Annotated in this window: 22 protein-coding genes and 2 pseudogenes; 14 read left to right on the top strand and 10 right to left on the bottom strand. The window is 45.1% G+C overall.

What is annotated here, in order from left to right; all coding sequences use genetic code 11:
• Positions 1 to 2: 2 nt before the first annotated feature.
• From tnpC to MSWHS_RS19740, 3 genes and pseudogenes are all read left to right on the top strand, one after another.
• Positions 3 to 1,457, top strand: a pseudogene (tnpC, locus tag MSWHS_RS16965) (IS66 family transposase).
• Positions 1,458 to 1,978: 521 nt separating this feature from the next.
• Positions 1,979 to 3,325 carry a Trk system potassium transporter TrkA gene (gene trkA, locus MSWHS_RS16960; RefSeq protein ID WP_048128223.1) on the top strand — a complete coding sequence of 449 codons (1,347 nt, stop codon included), beginning with the start codon at positions 1,979 to 1,981 and terminating at the stop codon, positions 3,323 to 3,325.
• A 181-nt stretch (positions 3,326 to 3,506) separates the two neighbouring features.
• A pseudogene (locus tag MSWHS_RS19740) lies at positions 3,507 to 4,081 on the top strand (type II CAAX prenyl endopeptidase Rce1 family protein); the annotation flags it as partial.
• Positions 4,082 to 4,177: 96 nt separating this feature from the next.
• Here MSWHS_RS19740 and MSWHS_RS16945 read toward each other — a convergent pair.
• The 10 genes from MSWHS_RS16945 to MSWHS_RS16895 form a co-directional block, all read right to left on the bottom strand.
• Positions 4,178 to 5,608: a TrkH family potassium uptake protein gene (locus MSWHS_RS16945; RefSeq protein WP_048128229.1), complete on the bottom strand. Its 1,431-nt coding sequence runs from the start codon at positions 5,606 to 5,608 to the stop codon at positions 4,178 to 4,180.
• Between the two features lie 55 nt (positions 5,609 to 5,663).
• Positions 5,664 to 7,010, bottom strand: a complete 1,347-nt coding sequence (gene trkA, locus MSWHS_RS16940) for a Trk system potassium transporter TrkA (protein WP_048128231.1) — start codon at positions 7,008 to 7,010, stop codon at positions 5,664 to 5,666.
• 632 nt (positions 7,011 to 7,642) lie between these two features.
• Positions 7,643 to 8,872: a digeranylgeranylglycerophospholipid reductase gene (locus MSWHS_RS16935; protein ID WP_048128234.1), complete on the bottom strand. Its 1,230-nt coding sequence runs from the start codon at positions 8,870 to 8,872 to the stop codon at positions 7,643 to 7,645.
• The gene (locus tag MSWHS_RS16930) at positions 8,869 to 9,072 is read right to left on the bottom strand and encodes a 4Fe-4S binding protein (protein WP_255353701.1); all 204 of its coding nucleotides are present in this window, start codon (positions 9,070 to 9,072) and stop codon (positions 8,869 to 8,871) included. Before MSWHS_RS16930 ends, MSWHS_RS16935 begins: the two co-directional genes overlap by 4 nt.
• Before the next feature lie 820 nt (positions 9,073 to 9,892).
• Positions 9,893 to 10,519 carry a 2-phospho-L-lactate guanylyltransferase gene (cofC, locus tag MSWHS_RS16920; protein ID WP_048128238.1) on the bottom strand — a complete coding sequence of 209 codons (627 nt, stop codon included), beginning with the start codon at positions 10,517 to 10,519 and terminating at the stop codon, positions 9,893 to 9,895.
• Positions 10,520 to 10,570: 51 nt separating this feature from the next.
• Positions 10,571 to 11,725: a 7,8-didemethyl-8-hydroxy-5-deazariboflavin synthase subunit CofH gene (gene cofH / locus MSWHS_RS16915; protein WP_048128240.1), complete on the bottom strand. Its 1,155-nt coding sequence runs from the start codon at positions 11,723 to 11,725 to the stop codon at positions 10,571 to 10,573.
• 58 nt (positions 11,726 to 11,783) lie between these two features.
• Positions 11,784 to 12,914 carry a 5-amino-6-(D-ribitylamino)uracil--L-tyrosine 4-hydroxyphenyl transferase CofH gene (gene cofH, locus MSWHS_RS16910; RefSeq protein ID WP_048128244.1) on the bottom strand — a complete coding sequence of 377 codons (1,131 nt, stop codon included), beginning with the start codon at positions 12,912 to 12,914 and terminating at the stop codon, positions 11,784 to 11,786.
• A gap of 26 nt (positions 12,915 to 12,940) precedes the next feature.
• A complete protein-coding gene (gene cofG / locus MSWHS_RS16905) occupies positions 12,941 to 13,942 on the bottom strand; it encodes a 7,8-didemethyl-8-hydroxy-5-deazariboflavin synthase CofG (protein ID WP_048128246.1) in 1,002 nt (333 codons plus the stop codon).
• Between the two features lie 41 nt (positions 13,943 to 13,983).
• Positions 13,984 to 15,261, bottom strand: coding sequence for an NAD(P)/FAD-dependent oxidoreductase (locus tag MSWHS_RS16900; protein ID WP_048128248.1), 1,278 nt, complete (start codon positions 15,259 to 15,261; stop codon positions 13,984 to 13,986).
• Positions 15,258 to 15,419 carry a DUF362 domain-containing protein gene (locus tag MSWHS_RS16895; RefSeq protein WP_048128249.1) on the bottom strand — a complete coding sequence of 54 codons (162 nt, stop codon included), beginning with the start codon at positions 15,417 to 15,419 and terminating at the stop codon, positions 15,258 to 15,260. The genes MSWHS_RS16900 and MSWHS_RS16895 overlap by 4 nt, the downstream gene beginning before the upstream one ends.
• Before the next feature lie 1,211 nt (positions 15,420 to 16,630).
• Between MSWHS_RS16895 and fpoA the strand changes: the two genes are divergently transcribed.
• Genes fpoA through fpoM form a run of 11 tightly spaced genes read left to right on the top strand, consistent with a single transcriptional unit; the run spans position 16,631 to position 24,994 of the window.
• Positions 16,631 to 17,020 carry a F420H2 dehydrogenase subunit FpoA gene (gene fpoA / locus MSWHS_RS16890; protein ID WP_231585754.1) on the top strand — a complete coding sequence of 130 codons (390 nt, stop codon included), beginning with the start codon at positions 16,631 to 16,633 and terminating at the stop codon, positions 17,018 to 17,020.
• Positions 17,008 to 17,562, top strand: coding sequence for a F(420)H(2) dehydrogenase subunit B (fpoB, locus tag MSWHS_RS16885; protein WP_048128253.1), 555 nt, complete (start codon positions 17,008 to 17,010; stop codon positions 17,560 to 17,562). The genes fpoA and fpoB overlap by 13 nt, the downstream gene beginning before the upstream one ends.
• 30 nt (positions 17,563 to 17,592) lie before the next feature.
• Positions 17,593 to 18,069 carry a F420H2 dehydrogenase subunit FpoC gene (fpoC, locus tag MSWHS_RS16880; RefSeq protein WP_048128255.1) on the top strand — a complete coding sequence of 159 codons (477 nt, stop codon included), beginning with the start codon at positions 17,593 to 17,595 and terminating at the stop codon, positions 18,067 to 18,069.
• Between the two features lie 10 nt (positions 18,070 to 18,079).
• The gene (fpoD, locus tag MSWHS_RS16875; RefSeq protein WP_048128257.1) at positions 18,080 to 19,204 is read left to right on the top strand and encodes a F420H2 dehydrogenase subunit FpoD; all 1,125 of its coding nucleotides are present in this window, start codon (positions 18,080 to 18,082) and stop codon (positions 19,202 to 19,204) included.
• Between the two features lie 5 nt (positions 19,205 to 19,209).
• Positions 19,210 to 20,247 carry a F420H2 dehydrogenase subunit FpoH gene (gene fpoH / locus MSWHS_RS16870; protein ID WP_048128259.1) on the top strand — a complete coding sequence of 346 codons (1,038 nt, stop codon included), beginning with the start codon at positions 19,210 to 19,212 and terminating at the stop codon, positions 20,245 to 20,247.
• Positions 20,248 to 20,251: 4 nt separating this feature from the next.
• Complete coding sequence (gene fpoI / locus MSWHS_RS16865) at positions 20,252 to 20,662, top strand: F420H2 dehydrogenase subunit FpoI (RefSeq protein ID WP_048128261.1); 411 nt, start codon at positions 20,252 to 20,254, stop codon at positions 20,660 to 20,662.
• Complete coding sequence (locus MSWHS_RS22120) at positions 20,659 to 20,949, top strand: NADH-quinone oxidoreductase subunit J (protein ID WP_048128263.1); 291 nt, start codon at positions 20,659 to 20,661, stop codon at positions 20,947 to 20,949. Before fpoI ends, MSWHS_RS22120 begins: the two co-directional genes overlap by 4 nt.
• A complete protein-coding gene (fpoJ, locus tag MSWHS_RS22115; protein WP_048128265.1) occupies positions 20,939 to 21,190 on the top strand; it encodes a F420H2 dehydrogenase subunit FpoJ in 252 nt (83 codons plus the stop codon). Before MSWHS_RS22120 ends, fpoJ begins: the two co-directional genes overlap by 11 nt.
• The gene (gene fpoK / locus MSWHS_RS16850; RefSeq protein ID WP_011021517.1) at positions 21,187 to 21,495 is read left to right on the top strand and encodes a F420H2 dehydrogenase subunit FpoK; all 309 of its coding nucleotides are present in this window, start codon (positions 21,187 to 21,189) and stop codon (positions 21,493 to 21,495) included. The genes fpoJ and fpoK overlap by 4 nt, the downstream gene beginning before the upstream one ends.
• Entirely contained in the window at positions 21,489 to 23,507 is a 2,019-nt protein-coding gene (fpoL, locus tag MSWHS_RS16845) for a F420H2 dehydrogenase subunit FpoL (protein ID WP_048159460.1), read from the top strand. Before fpoK ends, fpoL begins: the two co-directional genes overlap by 7 nt.
• Positions 23,507 to 24,994 carry a F(420)H(2) dehydrogenase subunit M gene (gene fpoM, locus MSWHS_RS16840; RefSeq protein WP_048128271.1) on the top strand — a complete coding sequence of 496 codons (1,488 nt, stop codon included), beginning with the start codon at positions 23,507 to 23,509 and terminating at the stop codon, positions 24,992 to 24,994. The genes fpoL and fpoM overlap by 1 nt, the downstream gene beginning before the upstream one ends.
• Positions 24,995 to 24,996: the final 2 nt, after the last annotated feature.

The raw sequence follows: 24,996 nt of genomic DNA, 5'->3' as shown, positions 1-24,996 counted from the left end.
TTATGCTTACACGTGAAGAGATCCTCGTTATCTATGAAGCTGGTCCTGAAGCTGTAATTTCTGTAATCCAGAGACTTGAAACTATCATAGAAGAACAAGCTATTCGAATTGCTGAACTAGAAAAACGTGTAAGGATTTTAGAATCTCGCTTAAATCAAAATAGCAGAAACAGCAGTAAACCTCCTTCTACTGACTTTTTAGTCAAAGAAAAACCTAATCCCAAGAGTCTCCGGAAAAAGAGTGGGAAGAAACCTGGAGGTCAAGAAGGTCATCCAGGCACAACTCTTGATATGGTTAATGATCCTGATTAGGTAATTGAACATTCTTTGACCTGCTGCAAAGAATGTGGACATACTCTTGAGGATGTTGAAGTTGAAGCTTATGAGAGAAGACAAATTTTTGATATTCCTCCTGTAAATCTAATTGTTACGGAACATCGAAGTCAGATTAAGACCTGTACTCACTGTGGAAAATCAAATAAAGCTTCTTTTCCAGAATCTGTGAAATATCCCGTCCAGTATGGTCCTAATATTTTAGCTTCAGCAATTTACTGTAAAAACTACCAGTTTATTCCCTACAAAAGGATTTTAGAGTTTTTTGATGACGTTATGGGGATAAAAATCTGTTCTGCTACGATAATCAGAGCAGAAAAAGAATGCTTCCGGAATTTAGAGGAGTTTGAAAATGTGAGTCAGGAGAGGTTAATAACTTCTCCTGTAATCCATTGTGATGAAACTGGGATGAAAATTGAAGGAAAAAGGCATTGGCTTCATGTAGCTTCTAATGACAAATACACCTGTTATTTTGCTCACTCAAAAAGAGGATCAGAAGCAATTAATGCCATGGGAATTCTTCCAGAGTTTAAAGGAATAGCAGTTCATGACGGATGGAAACCCTATAACAGTTATGAATGTGATCATGCTCTTTGCAATGCTCATCTCCAGAGAGAACTTACTGGAATTGAGGAGAACTATAAACAGCAATGGGCTAAAGAGATGAATGAACTGTTAACAGAAATGAAAAAGTATACTGATGAGTGTAAAGAGCAGGTCAAAGATCTGGACTTTGAGCAAATTAAAGTGTTAGAAGAAAGGTTCGATGCTGTAGTCATGAAAGGGATTGAAGAAAATCCACCTTCTCTAAACCCTGAAAAACAAGGAAAACGTGGTAAAAATCCAAAAACAAAAGCAAGGAACCTACTTGACAGGTTTATAGAAAACAAAAAACAGATCCTGAGATTCCTCAATGACTTGAGAGTTCCGTTTGAGAATAACCAAGCAGAAAGAGACATAAGGATGATGAAATTACAGCAGAAAATATCAGGAACTTTCAGAACTATACAAGGAGCGGAAGCTTTCTGCAGAATTAGAGCTTATATCTCAACCATTAAAAAGAACGATTTACCTGTTATAGACGGTATTCTCGCGGCGCTCAAAGGAGCGCCGCTATTATTCTGAGAATTTCAGCATTTTGCTGAAAAAACATACTTTTTTATCAGTGGCTGAATAGTTACTTCTATTTTTCTTTTCCTTTTTAATTTTCTATACCGGAAGCTTGAAAACATTTATATATACCTGTTTAATTCTATGGCTAGGAATCTTATCTAATTCACAACTAATTCACAAAAACATAGGTTTGAGAAATTCTGGTTTGCAAAACGTTTAATATCCAGAGATGGTCAACACGCTGATTAACTTTGCTACAAATGATCATGTATCGGGCAGCATGTTACACTTCAACATTATGCCTAGTGCATCGATTCCCAAATAAATCCATTATTTGGTGAGGGATTTGTTGGTCACGAGATAGATTTTGAAGTTTAGGTTTATGGATGTAATCTGGAATCGATACACTAGTATCTATTTTATGTTTATTTTAGCTTTGATTAATTTGATTACTTTCACTTTGACTACTTTCAGCGGTTCAATAATTCCTGCAGTAGTAGATTCATTAAAAACAGTTTTTTTGAAGGTGTCCTATGAAGGCTGTAATTATTGGTGCAGGAGAAGTAGGTTATCATATTGCAAAAGCCCTCTCTCCTAAAAATGATGTAGTAATTATAGAGAAAGACGAGGAAGCAGCAAGAAGAGCAGATGAACTTGATGTGCTCGTGATTGAAGGAAACGGCGCAAACGCTGACATTCTTTCAAAAGTCTTGCAGAATACTGACCTTCTCGTGGCCGTTACGGGCGTTGACGAGGTCAACATCGTTGCCTGCATGACCACCAAGCTGATTACAAAGAACAAACCCGGCTGGAAGGATACAAAGACCATAGCAAGGGTTAGTAATCCCGATTACATAGATTCGCCAGTTACGTCAAGAGCTCAGGTTGGCGTTGACCTTATGATCTGCCCAGAACTTGCGCTCGCCTCAGAGGTTGCCGAGGTGCTCTCAAGCCCTTCTGCAATAGATGCGGAAATGTTTGCCGAAGGAAAAGTAAAGATGACTGAGTTTGCAATAAACCCGGAAAGCAGACTTGTGGGAAAGCATGTGCAGGACCTTCGGCTTGCTGGCTGCTGCATCGTCAGTGCTGTTTTCCGCGAAAAAGAAATAATAATTCCTCATGGAGACGATTTAATCAAGGCAAATGACCATATGGTAGTTGTGGGCAAGCCAGGAGCTATGGAAAACCTGGAAAGCGTTTTCGGAAGCCAGGCGCCCCACAGAACCAGAATTCTTCTTATTGGTTGCGGAATTGTAGGCATCTATCTGGCAAAACTGATCGACAGAGAAGATAACGCGGACCTGAGGATTATAGAGCGCAGGAAGAGCCGCTGCATAGAAGTGGCCGAGATGCTGGAAAACGCCCTTGTGCTCAATGGGGACGGGACTGACGTCAGTCTTCTCAGGGAAGAGAATATTGAGGATATGGATGTTGTTGTTACAGTTACGAACAGTGACGAAAAGAACCTTCTCTGTGCCCTGCTTGCAAAGCAGCTCGGGGCAAAGAAGGTAATTGCAAGGGCTGACCGCTCGGATTACCTGCCTCTTTTTGAGATGGTCGGGATAGACATGGCCGTAAGCCCCAGAGAAGCAACAGTAAATGAAGTCCTCAAACTTACTATGGGCAAAGGCATACAAACGCTCACGACTATCGAAGGTGAAAAAGCCGAAATCATAGAATATACGGCTTCCGAGAAGTCCAAGATTGTCGGCAAGCCATTAAACAAAGTAAAGTTCCCCAAAGGAGCTCTTATTAACATGGTAGTGCGCGGAAAAGAGACTGTAATTCCAAGGGGGAATTTCGTCATCAACAACGGAGACCGTGTAGTTATTTTCTCGATGACTTCTGCGGTTTCTGAAGTGGAAAAATTCTTCAGATGAGTTTTGCGGAATGAGGAGTTTTTCCATGAATAATAAAGCTGTTTTTAATAACAAATCAGTACCTGATGATTTTTTGCAGTCCATACTTGCTTTTGTTGTGATTAATGATTGTATTTATTTGAGCTACAGCAGTTAAAGTTTGGAGGAGCAAATGATTCCTAACTACAGGTACAAACCCGAAATGATTCCTAACTACAGGTACAAACCCGGCATCTATTTTGTTGTGACTTTTATCGTAACCTATGTTCTCTGATTTGCCGGAGTGTATGTAAGTTTTCAGGATAATGAAAGCGGACTGCATATATTACTTATGCTGCCCGAGCTGATGGTACCTTTTCTGATCTCAACTGTATGGTATTTACATCTAAAAATTCGGATTTAAAAAAAGATTTTGTTAACAGGCTTATCAATCCCAGACTAATACAGCCAAAAGTGCTGTCGGCATTTTTATTGATAATCCCGATCTCTGTTCTGACATTTATCTTTCTTTTCCATTTGGAGGATCGATTTCACAGTTTCAATTTGCCGAAAGTTTCTCTTTTTCATCTGGATTTGTCCCTGCTTTACTTCTTCTTTTTCTTGCTGCAGGTTTTGAGGAGCTTGGATGGAGAGGGTATGCCTTTGACAGTCTGCAGAGCCGGTACACCTCCTTATAGCATCGGTTATTTTCGGTATACTCTGGTCGCTCTGGCACTTTCCCTGACATTTGTCAATGAATCCTACCAGTATCTTACCTTAGGCAGGTCGACGTTTTATTGTTCTCTCAGCCCATGGACGTTTCTGAAATAGATCAACCAGTCAATCAGACATCACCCATGTTTTGTTTAAAGTTGAAAAGATGTTACTAAAAAATTACTTGTTCCAGAACTCCGGTGTAAAGAGCACGATGACGGTGTAGACTTCAAGCCTGCCAATCCACATATTCGCAATCAGGATTAATTTTCCAAGAGGAGGGATCGGGTCAAAAGTACCCATCGGGCCTACCACATTCAGGCCCGGACCTATATTCCCGAGAGTGGCTATGGAGGCAGTAATTGAAGTTATGATATCCATACCCAGGACCGAGAGGATAAGGGCGCTTGAGATAAAAATAAGGAGATAGATCACTACAAAGGAGAAAATAGAGTTTATGACCTCATCAGACACGGTTTTATTGTTGAATTTTACACTTCTTATGGCTCTCGGATGAAGAGACTTAAAAAGTTCTACTCTCCCGTGCCTGAGAAGCATAAGGATGCGCACAACTTTTATGCCACCGCCTGTAGAACCGGCACAGCCACCAATAAACATAACGAGAAGAAGAACCATCTTTCCCGAGTCGGACCAGAGGTCAAAGTTCGTTGTGGCAAACCCCGTCGTTGTCATGATGGAAACTACCTGAAAGATCGAAAGCCTGAAAGAGTCAAAAATACCTGTACCAAGATCACGGTAGAGCAAGAGGGTAAGAAGTCCAGTTGCTGCAAGGGTGAGGGCTGTATAGAAGCGGAATTCATCGTCTTTTAGAAGGAAGTCCTTGTCAACATAAATCGCCCTATAATGGAGGGCAAAATTTGCGCCTGCAACGAACATGAAGAAAGTTATTATGAATTCGACCAGAGGACTGTGAAAAGTTTCAATGCTCGCCCCATAAGGCGAGAAACCTCCACAAGCCATTGTGGTAAAAGTATGAGTAACTGCATCGTATAGTGAAAGACCTGCAAGCAGGAGAGCGACAACCTGCACGAATGATATTACAAAGTAGACCATCCACAGGATCTTTGCAGTTTCCCTTATTCTTGGTTTTAGCTTATCTTCAGTTGGACCCGGGGCTTCAGCCCGGAAAAGCTGTCGACCGGCAACTCCGAGTTTTGGCAGGATCGCAATGAAGAGCACAATAATGCCCATACCGCCCAGCCACTGCATCATACACCGCCAGAAGAGAATGCCTTTAGGATGGCTTTCAATATCAGTAAGAATTGTCGAACCTGTGGTGGTAAAGGCCGACATGGATTCAAAAAGGGAATTGAGAGGAGAAATTCCATTCAACATAAAAGGAATTGCCCCGAAAACAGCAGCAGCAAGCCAGCCCAGAGCGACGATCGCAAAGCCTTCTTTACGCATCCAGTCTTCATCGGTTTTGTAGGAAAGCAGGATTAAGCCAGTAAGGACTGTTATTACTATAGAAACAAGAAAAGGTGTAAGGCTTTCCCCGTAATAGTATGCGACTCCGAGAGGAACAACCATGAGTATCCCGAGAAGCCTGAGTAAACCGCCAAGCACATAAAAAACAATCTTAAAATTCATGCTGATCCTCTGTTTTTACAGCTTATGATACTTTTAATGTATTCATATTTATTGCTTACCTGAACAATTTCTCAACATGCGGGACTGCGGAAGAAAGAGCAAAGACTATGACTTTGTCCTCATCTCGGATGATAAACTCCCCTCTGGGGACAATGACCTCATCATTGTGAACCACCATGGTGATAATTGCACCTTTTGGAAACTTTACCTTATTGAGCGGTTTTCCTATAATTTTTGATTGCCCTGATGCCGTATATTCTATGATTTCGGCTTTTTCACCTTCGATAGTCGTGAGCGTTTGTATGCCTTTGCCCATGGTAAGTTTGAGGACTTCGTTTACGGTTGCTGCTCTCGGGCTTACTGCAATATCGATTCCCACCATTTCAAAAAGAGGCACATAGTCCGAACGGTCAGCTCTTGCAATCACTTTTCTGGCACCCATTTGCTTTGCGAGCAGGGCACAAAGAAGGTTCTTTTCGTCGCTGTCCGTAACTGCAATAACAACATCCATATCCTCAATATTTTCTTCTCTGAGGAGGCTGACATCAGTCCCGTCCCCGTTGAGAATAAGGGCATTTTCCAGCATCTCGGCCACTTCTATGCAGCGGCTTTTCCTATATTCAATAATCTTGAGGTCTGTGTTCTCATCCTTATCGATAATTTTGGCAAGGTAAAAACCCACAATTCCGCAACCAATAAGGAGAATTCTGTTTCGATGAGGTCCTTCGTTCCCGAAAACGCTTTCCAGATTTTCCATGGCTCTGGGCTTGCCAATGATCACCATACGATCGTTTGTTTTAATTACGTCGTCTCCACGGGGAATGATTATTTCGTTTTCCCGGAAAATAGCACTGACAATGCAGCAGTCTTCAAGCTTGAGGTCCTGCATATGCTTTCCTACATACCTGTTGTCAGGACGGATGGCAAATTCCATCATCTGAACTTTACCTCCTGCAAACATTTCCGCATCTATTGCAGAAGGGTTTGAAAGCACCTCGGCAACCTCTGAGGCAAGCGCAAGTTCTGGGCAGATCATAACGTCCACACCCACCTGAGCTCTGGAGGTAACAGGTACATCTATGTAGTCGGGATTGCTAACTCTGGCAATAGTCTTTGTTTCCCTCCAACCAGAATGGGATCTTATGATCAGCTTGGCGGTCATACAGGCAACGATATTAACTTCATCGACTCCGGTAACAGCAACGAGAATATCCGCATCAGGAAGAAGATTTGCAAGAACATCGGCATTTGCGCCGTTACCTTCCACTACCTGAACATCCAGCTCATCTGCTCGTCTCAGAGCATCCTCATTGTTCTCAATAACAACCACGTCATGTGTGAGGGAAAGAAACTTTGCGATATGATATCCAACTTCACCTGCGCCGATTACCACTGCTTTCATAAGATTCCCTCGAAGAAAAGACTGTTTGCAAATAGATTACCCTGCTTGCTTAAGTAGTCTTTGGAAAAAATAAACCGTAAATGGGCGGATTTTTGAGCCTATGAGTATCTCCAGTTTAGAAGTGCCAGAAAACACTTGTAAAGAGTACCAGTACAGTGTATACTTCAAGCCTGCCAACCCACATATTGTTTATCAGGATAATTGAAAATAAAAACTGATATGTGAACTACCCTAAACTAAAGATTTAGCGGCTTTCTGAGTCCTCCTTCCCTCTACTGAGGACAAGTCATACAGGTTCTACCCCGCATACCACAGGTGAAATGGAATATATGATCGTGAGATTACTTGAGATGCTCAGAACATCCGATATTCTCCGGCTTAATGTTCCCGATCCCTTCAGGGATACGATACCCTGTTATCCAACTCCCTCAGCTTGATTTTCGCATTTTGGATTGTGGTGACAGTATCTACTATTAAATTAACTTGATACTACTATTAAATTAACTTGATACGAAAAATAGTTTATTAGAATCAATAATTGAAAAATATATGTAAGTTGACGCTTATATCCCGCGAAGCTAAAGATTTCGGGGTTTTACACTTCTTCCTATAAAAAGAAAGATGCCTGTTTTTCAGGCATTATTTTTGTTTTTAATTACTTCTTTTGCTGCGTCCTTGAAAAATATGCGAAGGTCCCAGAGCAGTTTTTTATTGGCTTTGAAGAGTGCCTGCAGAAGGTCAAAAAGTCTCATTCTCTCAAACTTGACTTCCTTGAGGGAACCGGCAAGGGCATCCAGGTCTTCATCCTGGAGGTTGATAAAACAGTTCTTAACTATGAGGCTCATGTCTATGTCATGCCCTGTGGTTTCTCTCCACCGTTTTTCATAGACTTCTTCGAGCTTTTCAAAGGAGACGTCCCCTGCGGATATGGCTTCGTAAGCAGCCTCTCCGGCAAGCTTTCCTGCATCCATTGCATTCAGGATCCCGCCACCTGTTATTGGGTCGGACTGGCGTGCAGCATCTCCAACAAGCATTAATCCGTTTGTAGAGGTTTTTTCAATGCTTCCCGAAACCGGAACTCCCCCGAATACCATTTCTACGATACCGGCGTTGGGGAAGTTTTTCTTCACAAATCTATTGAGGTAATCGACAGGCCTGGGTTTGAATTTACCGGTCTTGCTCCCGAGAAGTCCGACTCCTACGTTGGCTTTGCCTTCTCCCTTCGGGAAGATCCAGATGTAGCCTCCAGGAGCTAGCTCATTTCCTATATAAAATTCGCAGTATTCCTGGTCTATGTCTGCACCTGTTATCAGGTACTGTGCGCAGGTCTCGATATCTACAGGTTTCAGGGCTGTGTCGATCCCCGCCCATCTGCCTACTTTGGACTCGATCCCATCTGCACCTATAATTATTTTCGCCCGTACCTCATACTCTTTTCCCAGGTGCATGAGCCTTGCTCCCTTCACGAAGTCATCTTCAATGATCAGACCGGTTGCCCTTGTCTTTACCCTTACCTCTGCTCCAGCTTTTGCAGCATGTTCAGCGAGAGCGCGGTCAAATATTTTTCTTTCAAGGACATACCCAACCTCTCCACCGGAGATTTCCTGTGCCATTTCTATCTTCGTGCCGTTAGGGGAGAAAATACGGGAACCTTTGAGGTCAGCACAAATCCAGCTGTTGTCAATTTCAACATGTTTTTTAAGGTATTCTTTATTCACACCTTCGGCGCAGCGTACAGGGTCCCCTATTTCCTGGCGCTTTTCGATTAAAAGCACATCAAGCCCTTTTTCGGCTGCTGTTTTTGCAGCAATGGAACCCCCAGGCCCGGCTCCTATAACCAGAACATCATACATATCTTTCATTTCATTACCTCAATTGCTCCCACAGGGCAGATGCGATCACATATCCCGCATTGTATGCACATACTTTCATCTACTTCAATCCAGGTCTCCACAAGTTCAAGTGCTCCCTTAGGGCAGACTCCCACACAGGCACCACAGTATCCACATTTGTATCTGTTTATGTTGATGCTCACCAGCTCACCTGTCAGTTTTAAAGGCAAATCATGATTTTTAACCAGAAGATATCATCTCTTGCAAATAATATGTCCTTGCAAATAATATGTCATAAATGAATAGACTCTATGTCATAAATGAATAGACTCTATGTCATAAATGAATAGACTCGACAATATAATGCCACGTTCCTTAAACTAATGACATTATATATGACTTTTATATAATCCCTGAATATCTCTTTTTTGATAATTATGCTTTCGAAATTTAGATTCTGTTAATGAATCTTTTTTCGGCTCTTAAGGTTTATTTTTATTACTTGCGTTTCTTTTTGAGGAAGGTAATGTCTGAATTAAGATTTATCCGTATAACACAATTTATTTTTACGAATCAGTTTCCACAATTATTGTATTTATCTACTTTAAAGTTATTGGCTATCATGCCGACGCTCTCAATATAGAATTCTCTTTCAGCTACCTTTTTTATGTGTTTTTCTTATATTGCCTATGGTACACTTTTTTGGATGTAAACTCTTCCCAGAAAGTATCATTTGATGTGATTGTCCTGATATAAAATTATTTATAACATATCTCCACAAATTTTTTGAAATATTTTCTACCAGCAAGTCAATAAAGATATTCATAATTTTGGAAAGACCATCGCCCTCAATTTCGTACCTGAAGTAGATGAGGAAAAGAACCACCGGAGTGGTTTCTGCAAGAATCCTGACGGGTTTATCAATAAGAAACCCGATATCTGCTCATTCTTCAAAAAAGGTAGAATTATTGCCATGTTATCTTAATGAATATTTTTAATCAATCTTTCGAGGACCGGGAAACTGTCAGCTCAAGGTGCTCTTATCAGGATTCAAAGCGGAACCAACCCGACCCTTCCCCGGCTGACCTCCAGCCTGAATTTCCGGTTAATGTAGTCTCTTGCAGTTCCTTCTCCATGGATAAGAAGTTCCACCAGGTCTTCGGGTTCATCTATATCCGTGCCTGCAAGGAAAGAGTCATATATTTCAAAATTCTGCCCGGAACCTGTTGCAATCGAACAGTGGGTCAGAAAACTCGACCCGTAATACATTACCCTGTATCTGGAGGGGTTCCTTATAAAAAGGGCATTCGTACCTCCTCCTTTTCCGGGGACGATACATATATCCTTTTTAGTTGAAGTTATCCCTTTTATATGTTCCGGGGAGAGTAACGGCAGGTCAGCCATAACAATCAGGACAGGCTCCTCTGCCTTTTCAAGGTAACTGTTCAGGGCTTCATTCAGGCCTTTTTCGTCCAGCAGAACTCTCGCTTTCGTCATGCCCCCAAGTCCGTAGCCCGAAGGGCTGAGAACGTCGATTTTTTTAATTCCGGCTTCCTTGAGAGAATCTATTACCCGGTTTAACATGAGTTCTACAAACTCTTCCCTTTCTTCCAGGCTCAGGACAGGGGATAATCTGGATTTTGCACCGGCTTTCTTATAGGGGATGACGGCTTTCATATGGGCTCCTGCAATTCATGCTCTTTTTATTATTTCCCGATATTTTTTTCCTTATTCCCTGCTGCCTATTCCAGCTCTTCTGTAATTCGGCAATGGACCTTCCCTGTCAGGAAACCTGGGTTCTGCTTTTCGGTACAGAGTGTCCCTCTGCATAGGGATTCTTCCGGCACCTTTTATCATCCATTCAAACTCCGCAGGAGATACGTATTCTCCATAGTTGCCCCCCGACGCTGTCGAGATCTGGTCTTCCATAAGTGTGCCGCCAAGGTCATTTGCTCCGCACTGCAGGGCAAATTGGGCAAGTTTTTTCCCGAGCTTTACCCAGGTAGCCTGGATGTTGTTTACATGGGTATGCAGGATCACGCGAGATATGGCGATCAGTTGCAGGTCTTCAAGCCCTGTACTTGAGAACTTTCCGGATGCAAGCATCTTTTCCCCTACAGGGTTGTTGTAGGGTAAAAATGACATTGGGATAAGTTCCGAAAACCCGCCGGTTTCCTGCTGGATTTTGCGAATGGTAAAGATATGGTCAAGGCGCTCTTCCAGGGTTTCCACATGTCCGTACATGATGGTTGAATTGGTAGAAATCCCTGCCCTGTGTGCTGCAGTTACAGTATCGATCCACTGCTGTGTATTGATTTTTCTAGGGCAGATAATTTTCCTTACCCTGTCGGAAAGAATTTCAGCTGAAGTCCCGGTAAGAGAATCAAGCCCACTTTTTTTAAGTTTGCGCATTGCTTCTTCTACGGATATGCCGGAAATTCCTGCTGCGTAGTTTACTTCCATCGGGGACAGGGCGTGGATGCAGATCTCGGGGAAACTGGATTTTATGGACTCTATAATTTCCAGGTAGAACTCCATATCAGCTTCAGGGGTGAACCCTCCCTGGACGCAGACCTCCACAGCTCCGGCTTTTCTTGCATCTTCTGTTTTTTTAAGGATTTCTTCCACACTCAGTATATAACCGGTCTCGGTTCTGTAAGCGCAGAACCCGCAGTTTCCGATGCATTTGTTTGTGATGTAGATGTTTCTGTTTACAACATAACTGACAATGTCGCCTACAGAGTTGGCTCGAAGTTCATTTGCAAGTTCAAATAGCTCAAATGGGTTTCCTTCAAGCAGGAGAAGGGCGTCTTCTTTTGTACATTTTCCCTGATGTGCTCTCTCAATGACAGACTCAGAAATTGCCGGGTTTTTCACATACATCCCTATCATTCCTTCCAGATTTCAGACATTTACTTGTCTTTTCCCTTACTGGCCCGGTTTATTCGGATACTCTGCACCCGGACATCCCTCGGGAGTTTCCGGAAGCCAGCTCATTCACTTCCCTGTACAGGGTAGTCCTCTCTTTAGGGACTCTGCCAGCTCCGTGGATCATCCACTCAAGTTCTTCAGCCGTAATCATTTCCCCGTGGCAGGCACCTGCTGATTTGGATATACTTTCTTCCATAAGAGTTCCACCAAGGTCGTTGACTCCGCAGTGGAGGGCAAACTGGGCAAACTTTTTCCCAAGTTTCACCCAGCTTGCCTGGATATTGTCCACATGCCCGTGGAAGAGAATACGGGAGATTGCATAGGTTTTCAGGTCTTCCAGGCCTGGGGTGGCATATCTGCCTTCTCTGATCATTTTTTCCCCTATAGGGTTGTTGTAAGGCATAAAAGGCAGGGGCACAAATTCGGTAATTCCTCCGGTTTCTTTCTGGATATCCCTTATGATTAGCATGTGATCTATCCTTTCCTCCGGAGTTTCAACGTGTCCGTACATCATGGTTGCAGTGGTTGGGATGCCCGCTGAATGCGCCTGCCTGACAACTTCTATCCATTCTCCAGTCTTGATTTTCAAGGGGCAGATTATTTCTCTCACTCTGTCAGAGAGAATTTCGGCTGCAGTTCCCGGCATGGTGTCAAGCCCGCTCCTTTTGAGCCTTCTTAAGGCTTCACTTACCGAAATTCCGCTGATGTGGGCGGCATGGTAGACTTCCATTGGCGAAAAAGAGTGAATATGCATTTCCGGAAATTCGGCTTTTATGGCTTCGACAATTCCCTGGTAAAAGTCCAGGCCCACATCAGGAAGCAGTCCTCCCTGGATGCAAACTTCAGTGGCATTGGCCTTTTCTGCCTCTCTCACCTTTTCCATAATTTCTTCTATGCTCAGGACTTTGCCGTTGTTAGTCCGAAATGCACAAAATCCACAGGTCCCCAAACAGCGGCTTGTGAAATTTATGTTCCTGTTCATGACGTAAGTTACAGTGTCCCCTACGGCAAGAGAGCGGAGTTCATCCGCAAACTTGAAGAGTTCGAAAGGGGGTACCTCCAGGAGCAGGAGAGCATCTTCTTTTGTACTCTTCCCCTGGTATGCGCGTTCTATGAGGTCTTTGGGAATTTTACTGTTCATTTTTCAGACTCCTTCGCGTGCTCTGTTTAGGGTAGTTTCCTGTAACCTTCCCCGTCAGAGAGCCTCCCTATAAGCTCTCCTATTCTGTCTGAGTACCACTTATTTTTCACGTACTGCGGGTAGATTGGAAGGCGTTCTCTAAGTGGAACTGCCCCGAGCTTTTCCTGCAGGTCCTTTACGTCGGGCCATTCGGCTTCGGGGTTGATCCAATCAATGGTCAGGGGGGATATCCCTCCCAGGTCCGTTACCCCTTTTACTATTAGGGCTTTTGGATCAATGAGGTTTGGAGCGACCTGTACGGCCACATCATGCGGCAGAACCTGCCTGGCAAGGGCTACAGTATCCATTATCTCTTCTACTGAAGGTTCAGGGAAGTTTTCCATGGGTGTCCCGGTTTTCGGGGAAAAGTTCTGGATAATGACTTCCTGAATGTGCCCGTACTCCCTGTGCAAGCTTGCAATGGCTTCAAGGGACTCAGCCCTGTCTTTCAGGCTTTCTCCGATCCCTACAAGGAGGCCGGTTGTATAGGGAATCTCAAGTTTCCCGGCTTCCCGGATAGTCTCAAGCCTGCGTTCCGGAACCTTGCCGGGGCAGTCCTTATGGGCTTCCAGAACCGCTGTGGTCTCAAGCATCAGCCCCATGCTCGCATTTAAGGGCTTGAGGACTTTCAATTCGGAACGTGTCATAATCCCCGCGTTCGTGTGAGGGAGAATCCCTATGTTGATTGCGGTTTCACAGAGAAAAACAAGGTATTCCAGGGTAGAAGAATATCCAAGCTCTTTAAGCCATTCCCTGTACTCCGGTACCTCTTCTGCATACTCCCCAAAGGTGAAGAGGGCTTCAGTGCACCCTGCCCCTGCTCCTTTTTCAAGGATTGGGACTACTTCTTCAGGCTTCATCAGCCGGGCTCCGGGTTGTCCGGGCTCCCGTCTGAAGCCACAGTAGCCACAGTGGTTCCTGCATATATTGGTTATAGGGATAAAGACGTTTTTTGAGTAGGTTACGAAAGAAGGGTTCTCCTGTGGAATGGTAAAACACCTGCTGAGTTTTGTTTTTTTTTCTTCCGGGTTTAGCCGAGGATTTTATTCATGGTTGCAGCCACACCGAGAGCTACTCCTTCGACTTCTACGCCTCCTTTTCCCTTGGCTCCGTCCCCTACGACGTAGAGCCCTGGGATCGGGGTCTCATTGCCAGGGTCCATACCAGAGGCTGCCCTGTTTACGGGCCAGTCGTCATGGTAGGACTGGATAAGAAGAACTTCATATTTTTTGCCAGGAAAAACCTCTTTGAGGTCTGCAAGGCCCATCTCAATTTCAGATTCGAGGTTTTTTACGTTCTCAGGAGCCACATACTGGTGACACATGGTAAGATGCTTGCCCGGCGGTGCCAGTTTCGGGTCAACCTGAGTAACCTCATTGGCCCCATTTATGCGCCTTGTATAGGGGGTTAGCAGGACTCCTGAGTGCCCTACTAGAGGCTCATCTGCAGCAAGGCAAATCTTTATGCCTGCAGACGGCTGAAAGGTTTCAAGCATTTTAAGGTAACTTGCATGTACTTCTCCTGAGAGGGCTTCACTGCAGAGCAAAGCAGTTGCAGCATGCCCGAGATTACTGATTATAAAGTCAGCTTCATGTTTCTTGCTTTCAACAATTACCCCTGCAGCTTTTCCATTTTCAACCAAGATTTTTGAAACTTCCTTATCAGTATATATTTTCCCCCCATTTTTCAGAATCACGGCTTCAAGGGCGTCAATAACTCCTTTACATCCTCCGATCGGGATGCCTGTGCCTCCGAACCGGTACATGTTTTCAATTATCTCAAAAACCTCTTCTACCGGAACTTCATCACTTTTCATGCTGAGCGCCCAGCCACAAAAAGAGTCGGCAAACCTTACTAGCCATTCGTCCTTAACCTGAGCCTTTATCCAGGCCTCAAGAGTAACCCCTGAAGGGCGATTTTTCCTTGTGCTCACGATCAAAAAAGCAATTTTAAGGCGATCCATATGCGAAAGTAATGATGGAAATTCAATAAAAGGGATATCTTTGAAGCCTTTCACATAATTAGGGTTTCCTTTTATCAGAGGCACGCGTATAATGGTCTGTTCTGACCGCACGATCTTCACTTCAGCTCCGACCTCTCCGAGAAGCCGGGCAAGTGGCCCTTCAGGTCCGTGGGGCAGCATGTGGAAAGCTCCGCTAGAGAGCTGGAAACCTTTATAGTTAAGATTTGTAAACCTGCCTCCTGTAATAGGAAGCCTTTCGAAAACTTCAACTTCATGCCCTGCGTTCGAGAGCCTGGCAGCGCTTAAGAGCCCTCCAAGGCCTGCACCAATTACAATCGTTTTCATACTGATACCTCGATGGCTTTTACAGGGCAGTAAGGGACGCACATCCCACATTCCACACAGGCATCGGTAGTCCGCGCTCTTCCCCTTACTTCTATTGCTCCCTTTTTGCAAAAAGAAGCGCACTGGCCGCACCCTACACAGTTATCATTTATCTTCATGCGATCCACCGCTTTTCTATCGTGAAAGGACTTATTATAATGTGTTGGTATAGCATTTCGCTCATATTATTTTCTCAGGGTCAATGGGAAAACGGGATTCTCTGATGATAATGCATCGGTTTTAATATACAATGGGTAGCATACTATAGATATATCCTTTCCTGAATATAATATGGATTCTAAGAAAGCTGTCAAATGGACAGGAATACCCATTTTCCTCATGAATATATAGATTATCGAGGGTTCTCTGAAAACTTCAACAGTACACCATTGCCTAACTTCAACAGTACACCATTGCCTATAAGCTACGATGACATTTTTGATCTGTCACATGTATTTCCGATAGCAATAATATTTCTTATAGCCGGGTATCTAATAGTCATTCTTTGCCAGGTATCTGATAGCCATTCTTTATATTAAATCACTTGCCGCATATTTGAATGAAATGAGATGCTGCCGTTTCCGCGCTTACACAGGAAATTTTCAGCCCTTCCAGTTCTTTATTATTTTTATTTTAAAGGTTGCCTCAAGAGACCTTTGCCCATCAGATTTATCATTATTAATTATGTTGTATTCAAAGGTTTTTTATGGGAACTAAAATAATTAACTGATATATATAATTCATTGCCATTCCCGGAGAAAACTTTATGGTCGTAGAAAACCAATTTTCCGGATTTTTTGGCTGTTCAAAGATAATAACATATTTATGGTGTATATATAATTTCGTAAACAAGTCAAGGCTTTCCCCATAAGTTATTTCAACATTAATATATTCTAAAAACAGACTTTTAATTATTTAGACTTAATATTTATATAATATTAATTATCTAGCAAATAGCTATAAATAACCCATGATTCATTTGCAGAACTAACATAGTTACCTGGAATCTTAATTATTAATTATACTACTTTCACAGTAATTGAATCCACATCTCCGAAAGAGGGGCTTTCCCCTGACTTTCAAAAATTTATTGCATAACCTGGGCAACGAAAAAGTAAATTTTTCAGAGCCCGGCAGTCAGAAGTCTGTATTCAGAGCTCTATCCACATGAAGGGAAGTACCCGGGTACAGACATTCTTAACAGGACCTGTGTTCGGACCATAGTGGTTTTTCTAAAGAACCGGGGAATCCGGATGCAGTTTTTTGTCTGCTTATCTTAAAAAATATAAAATCAGGATCATGCGACGCTGCAGTTTCAGATTGCTGCACTCTGATAGGTGATACAATGTCTGGAATAATTGATAATTATATACCGGTTGCAATATTTCTTGCCGTGGGACTGGTTATGCCTCCCATGACAATGTTTATCGTAAAGCAACTGAGTCCGAGGAGCAAGGCAGCCAGCAAATACACGACATACGAATCGGGTTCTGTTCCTATAGGAACTGCCAGGATCCAGTTTAATGTTGAGTATTATCTCTATGCGATTGCTTTTGTTCTCTTTGATATTGAGGTGCTTTTCCTTTACCCCTGGGCTACTGTCTATAAAGGGCATGGAATTACCTCAATTGCAGTAGTTGAGATGTTTGCATTTATCTTCATACTGCTCTTCGGATACGTGTATCTCTGGAAGAAGGAGGCCCTTACATGGGTGAAGTGAAGGAGACAAAAACAACTAATATAAAAGGAACTCCGGAAGACGAAATTCCCGGCGTTATCACAACAACCACCAATGCGATCAGCGACTTTCTCAAGAAGACCAAGGCTCAGGACCTGATCAACTGGGGGCGGAAAAACTCGCTCTGGTTCATGACTCAGCCAATGGGCTGCTGTGGTGTGGAAATGATCGCTACGGGCTGTGCCCACTATGATACTGACCGGTTCGGGATCATTCCCCGAAACTCCCCAAGGCATGCGGATGTCATGATAATCAGTGGTTATGTGACAAAAAAATACCTGCCCGCCTTAAAGAGGCTCTGGGAACAGATGCCTGCTCCTAAATGGGTTCTCTGCATGGGAGACTGTTCTATCAGCGGCGGTCCCTTTTATGAGTCCTACAGTACTGTGCAGAACATCGATGAGCTCTTTCCTATCGATGTCTTCATTCCCGGATGTCCTCCCAGACCCGAAGCCCTGATCCAGGGATTTGTGGAATTACAGGAAAAGATAAAAGCCAAAAAAGACCTGGGGACGGACTACTGAGGAGATTTCAGGCTTATTTGAGGGAATACAATGGATGCCAAAACAATCATAGAATCACTAACCGGTAAATTTCCGGAGGCAATTTCCGAAACCGGGATTGAATCCCCGATCCGTATCCGGGCATATGTGGATAAGGAGAAAGCAAAAGAAGTTTGCCAGTACCTTAAGGACTCCCTTCAGTTCGACCACCTCTGCTCCGTTTGTGGAGTGGACTATCCTCAGAGGAACGAGCTGGAATCGGTGTATCATATAGCTTCTTATGACCACCCTGTAGTTCTTATGTTGAAAGTGAGGCTGCCCAGGGATGCTCCGGAAATAGAGTCTATTGTACCGGTATACTGGAATGCAAACTGGTATGAAAGAGAGACCTACGAACTCTACGGGATTGTGTTTAAAAACCACCCGAACCTGAAGACTCTGGTGCTCCCTGAAGAGATGCTGGGGGAGTGGCCTCTTCGGAAAGACTACGAGGGTTTCCCGAACAAGACAGCAAGAAACCTGGTGTGAGGGGTGAAAAATGGAAGAAATGCTTGAATCAAATGAAATGATTGTACACCTGGGCCCCCAGCATCCCATGCAGCCCGGACCTTTCAGGTTAAACCTGAGGTTGAAAGGGGAAACTGTGATGGATGCTGAAGTGGAACTGGGTTATATTCACAAAGGCATTGAAAAAATCCTGGAGAATAAAACCTACCTTCAGGGAATCACGATAGTTGACAGGATCTGTTACCTTGTAGCCCTGACAAACGAAGAATGTTTTGTGGGCTGCGTCGAAAAGCTGTTAGGCATCGAACCCCCCGCGAGGTCTCAATATATCAGGGTCATTTTAGAAGAGCTTTCCAGGCTCCAGAGCCACCTGCTCGGCATGGGAGAGTTCGGGGAGTTCATCGGCTTCGTGTCCATGTTCATGTATACAATTAAGGAAAGGGAAGATATCCTTACCCTGATTGATATGGTCACAGGGGCAAGGGTCACCCACAGCTACCTGAAATTCGGAGGGGTACGCGATGACCTGCCAGCCGGGTTTAAGGAAAAAGCTCTCCCTGTCCTGAACAACCTCAAGAAAGTTATTAGCGATTACGAGGAAATGTTCCAGTCGGACAGAATTTACAGGGAAAGGACCGAAGGAGTCGGAATCCTGACTGCAGATGTTGCAAAGAGCCTTGGGGTTTCCGGGCCTGCTCTGCGGGCAACGGGTGTTCCCTTCGATATCCGGAAGAACGAGCCATACCTTGTGTATGAGGACCTGGACTTCAAGGTCTGCACGGAAACTGCAGGAGATTGTGCTGCCAGGGTGCGGGTCAGGCTTAACGAGATGCGGGAAAGTATCTACATCCTCGAACAGTGCCTTGACCAGATCCCGAACGGGCCTCTGTTTCCCGAAGGAACCCCTTACGGCAGAAGGACTCCTGTTATGAGAGTTCCTGCAGGGGAGGTATTCCACAGGGTCGAAGACCCAAGAGGAGAAATGGGCATGTACATGATCTCTGACGGCACTGATAAACCTTACAGGGTAAAAGTCAGAGGACCCTACTTCCCGACTCTGCAAGCTCTGCCCCCTCTCATTATAGGCACAACAGTTGCAGACGTTGCAGCGATTTCAGGTAGCATGGACGGCTGCACCAGTGAAGCGGACAGGTGAGTATAATGATAGAAATCCCTGAATTCATAATTCCCTTTATTCCCTGGATTCGCGGGCTTGTAGGCCTGTCTCTTGTGGGAGCTATCTTCCTTGGAGCAATGGGTGCTGTCTGGATTGAGCGTAAATTATCAGCCGACATCCAGTTCAGATACGGCCCTTCAAGGGTAGGCAAGTTCGGGCTCCTGCAGCTGGTGGCTGATGCAATCAAGCTCTTTACGAAAGAAGACTTGAGGCCGAAGAATGCTGACCGCGTACTCTTTGACAACGCCACAATCTTCATGATGAGCTCGGTCTTCCTGATGCTTGTCGCAATCCCTGTAGGTGCAGTCTTCATCAACGGAGTCGAGTACCCGCTGGTTGTAACCGAGATGGACATCAGTGTTCTTTATATCGAGGCAATGTCTGCGCTCACCATTTTCGGGATCTTCATGATTGCCTACGGTTCTAACAACAAGTATTCCCTTCTCGGAGCTTTCAGGAACTTTGCCCGGATGGTCGGGTATGAAGTACCCCTTGGGATCACTGTTGTCAGTGTTGGCATAATGACAGGTTCCCTGAACATAGTGGAAATTGCCAGCGCCCAGGGGCTTCACTGGAACATCTTCCTGCAGCCGATTGGATTTATTGTCTTCTTTATTGCACTTATGGCTGATATGGGGAGGCTTCCTTTCGACCAGAACGAGTCTGAAGAAGAACTGATCGCAGGATGGATTACCGAATACAGTGGAATGCGTTTCGGGCTCGGTTTCTTTGCTGAGTATATCCACATGATCCTTGGTTCCTTCCTTGTTGCACTCCTCTTCCTTGGTGGCTGGAACGTGCCGGCTTTTATCTCAAACAACCCGGTGCTCGGCTTTATTGTCCCCACAGGTTTCCTGCTTCTTAAAACCGTGCTTGTGCTTATGACAATCATCGGAATGAGATGGGCTGTTCCAAGGTACAGGATCGATCAGGTTATAGACCTGAGCTGGAAGAAACTTCTCCCCCTGTCCCTTTTGAACCTTGTCTGGGCAGTGGGCCTTGGACTCTATCTGGGGGCTTAAGAGTATGGTTCTTAAAAACATCAGATATGCACTTAAAAACATCCCTAAAAAACGCGTGACCAGGCTGTGTCCGGAGGTGGAAAGTCCACTCTCCGACAGGTTCAGAGGGCTTCAGATCCTTGACAAAAGTAAATGCATCGGCTGTGGGATCTGTGCCAATACCTGCCCAAATAACGCGATTAAAATTATTAAAGCCCCGATTGCCCCTGGAAGTGGCAAACAGAGGTGGTTCCCCGAAATAGATATCGGCCACTGCCTCTTCTGTGGGCTCTGCATTGACCAGTGCCCCAAAAGTGCTCTTTCAAGCGGGAAAGAATACACCAAAGGCATGGTAAAATGGACTCATAAAGACCTGCTCATGACTCCTGACAAACTCGCAAGGGAAGTAGATATCGATGAAGGTGATGAAAAATGATAGGAATTGAAACTATCGGGGCAGCTCTGGAAATGGCTGTCTTCGGGCTCCTTGCGATTGTCACAGTCTTCTTTGCAATCTTTGTGATTATTGCAAAGGACGTTGTAAGAGCCGGGCTTTCCCTGATCATGTGCATGTTCGGCATTGCAGCTCTCTACATCCTCTTAAACGCCCAGTTCCTGGGAGTTGTCCAGGTGCTGGTCTATATAGGGGCAATCGGAGTGTTGATCCTCTTTGCCGTTATGCTTACAAAGCGTGAACTGGGAGGTGAGTCCCGTGCGAATTAACAGACCTGCATCTCTTCTCGTTGTCCTGCTCTTTGTTGCTGTTGTTGTTACAGGGATTTTTGGGACTTCCTGGAATACGGTTTCGGAACTCCCTGAGAACCCGGCTGACCCGAGCAATATCGAGGGCATAGGTATGTTGATCTTCACCCAGTACGTGGTGCCTTTCGAGGTCCTATCAATCGTCCTGCTCGCGTCCCTTATAGGAGCAATTTACATGGCAAAAGGAGAGGGCAACAGATGACTGCTATTCCATTAACATTTTATCTCGGCCTTGCAGCCCTGCTCTTTTCAATCGGGCTTTATGGCGTAATGACCCATAAAAGCGGTATCAGGATGATCATGTGTATCGAGCTCATGCTGAACTCCGCAAACCTGAACCTTGTGGCTTTTTCAAGCTATACGGACACCCTTAACGGGCAGGTCTTTGCCATTTTCTCAATTGCCCTTGCAGCTGCTGAAGCAGCAGTCGGGTTTGCAATTTTCATGGCAATCTACAGAATGCACGACAAAATTAACCTTGATGAGCTTAACATCCTGAGGTGGTAAAAACGGCTCTGGAAGAATTTGCATTTTTGATCCCCCTGCTTCCGGCACTGGCTTTTGCGATCACCTTCTTCTTTGGCAGGAAAATGCCTTCAGGAGGGGCAATCATCCCCATCCTTGCCATCGCCGCCTCCTTTGTAATCTCTTTTGCGATTACCCTCGGGCTGCTGGCAAACCCCGAAGAGATCGTAAGCCAGTCCTATTCCTGGTTTGCAGTGCTTAACATCGGAATCTTAATTGACCCCCTGGCTGCAGTCATGCTGTCAATGGTCTCCTTTGTGAGCCTGCTGATCCACATCTACGCAGTTAGCTACATGTCTCATGATGAAGGAAAACCCAGGTACTTTGCAGAAACCGCACTGTTTACCGCAGCAATGCTTTCCCTGGTCCTCTCGGACAATATTCTACAGCTCTTTGTTTCCTGGGAACTTGTCGGGCTTTGTTCCTATCTCCTGATCGGTTTCTGGTTCGAAAAACCCTCAGCTGCAGCCGCAGCCAAGAAAGCTTTCCTTACAACCAGGATCGGAGACGTAATGTTCCTTACAGGAATAATCGTGCTGACTTCCGATCTCCTGAAACTTGCAGGTGGCTTCCAGGAAGGAGTATACCTGCTTCGCTTTGACGAAATATTCAGCTATATCCCCCAGCTTTCTGCTCTGCAGTTAAATGTCTTCGGCTTTGAAATAAGCCACCTTACTATTATCACCCTGCTTTTCTTCGGAGGAGCCGTAGGAAAGTCCGGGCAGTTCCCGTTGCATGTGTGGCTGCCTGATGCAATGGAAGGCCCAACAACCGTCTCAGCTCTCATCCATGCAGCAACAATGGTTACTGCCGGGGTTTACCTGGTAGCAAGGACCTTCCCTATGTTTATTGCAGCCCCTGACTCCCTTATGGTAGTCGCTTACTTCGGAGGCTTTACTGCTCTCTTTGCAGGCACAATGGGCATTGTAATGAACGACCTCAAGCGTGTGCTTGCATTCTCTACCATCAGCCAGCTCGGCTACATGATGCTGGGTCTTGGGCTTGGATCGGCAATAGGGCTTGAAGCAGTTGGAATTTCCCTTTTCCACCTGATCAACCATGCTTTCTTCAAGGCTCTCCTTTTCCTCTGTGCAGGCAGTGTAATCCATGCAGTCGGCACCCAGGATATGAGAGAACTCGGAGGCGTAGGAAAGGTAATGCCAATTACTGCTGCCACTATGACTATTGCAGCTCTTGCCCTGGCAGGTTTCGGTATCCCTGGAACCTCAATAGGGACAAGCGGCTTCATTTCAAAGGATGCAATTATTGAAGCTGCCTATCTCTTCGGAGAACACAGCAACAATTGGATCCCGTACATATTCTCAATTGCAGCCGCCTTCCTGACATCCCTCTATATCTTCAGGCTTATCTTCATGACCTTTACAGGGAAGCCAAGAAGCAATTATCACGGGCATGAGTCCTCTGCAATTATGACCATACCCCTATCCATTCTGGCATTCCTTGCCCTTGTTTTTGGAGCGCTTACCCAGACAGGATTCATGAAATTCCTTGAAGAAACCTTTACCAACAGTTTCGTGAGCCTTAACATAGGAAGCCTTGCCAGCATAGGTGGAAACGAACTTGTGGAGGCAGCAGGACACGAGCCTCTCTTTATTCTATGGCTCCCATTAATAATGGCACTTGCAGGCCTTGCAATTGCTTTCGTGATCTATTACCTCAGAGCAGTGAAACTCGGGCCTCTTGCTTCCATGAAGAATCCGATCTACAGACTGCTCTACAAGCGTTACTACCAGCACGAAATCTATACCGAGTTTTTCTCAATCGGAATAGTTTACGGGGTTATTGCTTTCCTTACGCAGGTAGTTGATGTGATCGTTGACAGCATTGTAGAAGGAATTGGAATTATCACAGTTGGTGTGGGCGAAGAACTCAGAAAAGTTCAGACAGGAGTTGTCCAGACCTATGCAACTGTCATAATTGTGGGTGTGAGCCTGCTAATTATATTAATTAAATTAATGATGGAGGTACTCTGATGCTGCCGGTCGCATCATTGTTGATTCTGGTGCCGCTGATTTTCGCAGTCGTGACCTTTTTCACAAAAACAAAAGACCAGGCTGCAGGATTGGGCTTTCTCGGGTCTCTTGTGACTCTGGGCCTTACCCTTTACGCCTATCTGAACTTTGACAGCAGTACTGCTGCAATGCAGTTCTATGAATCTGTGAAGTGGATCCCCTTCCTCGGGGTCAACTATTCAGTTGGAATCGACGGCATTTCCATGCCCCTTATCCTTCTGAATGCGATTGTTATCCCACTTCTGATCCTCTTCAGCTGGAAAGAAGACAGGGAAGCCCCTAACAGGTTTTACGGGCTGATCCTTACCATGCAAGCCGCAGTCATAGGGGTCTTTGTATCCCTTGACTTCGTTGTCTTCTATATATTCTGGGAGCTGACCCTTGTCCCACTCTTCTTCATCGTAAATATCTGGGGTGGAGAAAAGCGGGCTCATGCGTCCTACAAGTTCTTTATCTACACACATGTCGCTTCTCTGGTAATGCTACTCGGAATCTTCGGGCTCTTCTACGCAGCCCTGAATCAGACCGGCGTTGCTACATTTGACATAAGAGAACTGGTCACACAGTTCCAGTTCTTCGAATCCGGCCTGATGAAAGATGGGATCTTCCTTGCAATCCTCTTCGGGTTCCTGGCAAAGATGCCGACTTTCCCCTTCCACTCCTGGCTTCCGGATGCATATTCCGAGGCACCTACTGCAGGCAGTGTACTCTTTATCCTGCTCAAAATCGGAGGGTACGGGCTTTTCAGGATATCCCTCCCGATGCTTCCTAACACCGGGAACCCCCATCTGATGATCATGATGCTGGGCCTGCTCGGCTCTGTCAGCATAGTTTATGGGGCTCTTCTGGCTCTGCGGCAAAAAGACCTCAAGCGCATGATCGCTTACTCCAGTTTGAGCCACATGGGATATGTTACCCTGGGTTCAGCCGGCCTTGTGACCCTTTCGGTTGCAGGCGCAATGTTCCAGCAGTTTTCTCACGGGCTTATCATGAGCATCCTGTTCATGTCCGCCGGCGCAATCCAGACCGGCACAGGCACCAGAATCATTAACAATCTCGGTGGGCTTGCAAAGAAGATGCCAATGCTCACTGTGGTTATGATGGTCGGCTTTATGGCATCCCTCGGGCTTCCGGGTCTGACAGGTTTTATTGCCGAGTTCCTGGTCCTGACTTTCACTTTTGTGAACCTACCTGGCTTTGTCTTAATTGCCCTGCTGGCAATAGTGATTACTGCAGGTTACCACCTCTGGGCAATGCAGAGGGCAATGTTCGGAGTGTACAATGAGAAGCTCGGAGATGTCAGGGACATCAATTCCCTGCAGGTCTTTTCAATGGCAGCTATTGCCCTTCTTGTGCTCTATTTCGGCCTGAACCCGAGCCCGGTGCTTGATATGATGATTAAGAATTCGGAAGCAATAGTCAGCCTTGCGGCTGTCCTGGGGGTGTGAGA

The organism is Methanosarcina sp. WWM596 (assembly GCF_000969965.1).
Taxonomy (GTDB): domain Archaea; phylum Halobacteriota; class Methanosarcinia; order Methanosarcinales; family Methanosarcinaceae; genus Methanosarcina.
This window is presented reverse-complemented; position numbering and strand designations above follow the sequence as displayed.

Excerpts from the sequence above, each read along its gene's own strand:
- trkA (WP_048128223.1), top strand. The coding sequence starts at position 1,979 with ATGAAGGCTGTAATTATTGGTGCAGGAGAAGTAGGTTATCATATTGCA.
- MSWHS_RS16945 (WP_048128229.1), bottom strand. The coding sequence starts at position 5,608 with ATGAATTTTAAGATTGTTTTTTATGTGCTTGGCGGTTTACTCAGGCTT.
- trkA (WP_048128231.1), bottom strand. The coding sequence starts at position 7,010 with ATGAAAGCAGTGGTAATCGGCGCAGGTGAAGTTGGATATCATATCGCA.
- MSWHS_RS16935 (WP_048128234.1), bottom strand. The coding sequence starts at position 8,872 with ATGAAAGATATGTATGATGTTCTGGTTATAGGAGCCGGGCCTGGGGGT.
- cofC (WP_048128238.1), bottom strand. The coding sequence starts at position 10,519 with ATGAAAGCCGTCATCCCCTATAAGAAAGCCGGTGCAAAATCCAGATTA.
- cofH (WP_048128240.1), bottom strand. The coding sequence starts at position 11,725 with ATGTATGTGAAAAACCCGGCAATTTCTGAGTCTGTCATTGAGAGAGCA.
- cofH (WP_048128244.1), bottom strand. The coding sequence starts at position 12,914 with ATGAACAGTAAAATTCCCAAAGACCTCATAGAACGCGCATACCAGGGG.
- MSWHS_RS16900 (WP_048128248.1), bottom strand. The coding sequence starts at position 15,261 with ATGAAAACGATTGTAATTGGTGCAGGCCTTGGAGGGCTCTTAAGCGCT.
- MSWHS_RS16895 (WP_048128249.1), bottom strand. The coding sequence starts at position 15,419 with ATGAAGATAAATGATAACTGTGTAGGGTGCGGCCAGTGCGCTTCTTTT.
- fpoB (WP_048128253.1), top strand. The coding sequence starts at position 17,008 with ATGGGTGAAGTGAAGGAGACAAAAACAACTAATATAAAAGGAACTCCG.
- fpoC (WP_048128255.1), top strand. The coding sequence starts at position 17,593 with ATGGATGCCAAAACAATCATAGAATCACTAACCGGTAAATTTCCGGAG.
- fpoD (WP_048128257.1), top strand. The coding sequence starts at position 18,080 with ATGGAAGAAATGCTTGAATCAAATGAAATGATTGTACACCTGGGCCCC.
- fpoH (WP_048128259.1), top strand. The coding sequence starts at position 19,210 with ATGATAGAAATCCCTGAATTCATAATTCCCTTTATTCCCTGGATTCGC.
- fpoI (WP_048128261.1), top strand. The coding sequence starts at position 20,252 with ATGGTTCTTAAAAACATCAGATATGCACTTAAAAACATCCCTAAAAAA.
- MSWHS_RS22120 (WP_048128263.1), top strand. The coding sequence starts at position 20,659 with ATGATAGGAATTGAAACTATCGGGGCAGCTCTGGAAATGGCTGTCTTC.
- fpoK (WP_011021517.1), top strand. The coding sequence starts at position 21,187 with ATGACTGCTATTCCATTAACATTTTATCTCGGCCTTGCAGCCCTGCTC.
- fpoM (WP_048128271.1), top strand. The coding sequence starts at position 23,507 with ATGCTGCCGGTCGCATCATTGTTGATTCTGGTGCCGCTGATTTTCGCA.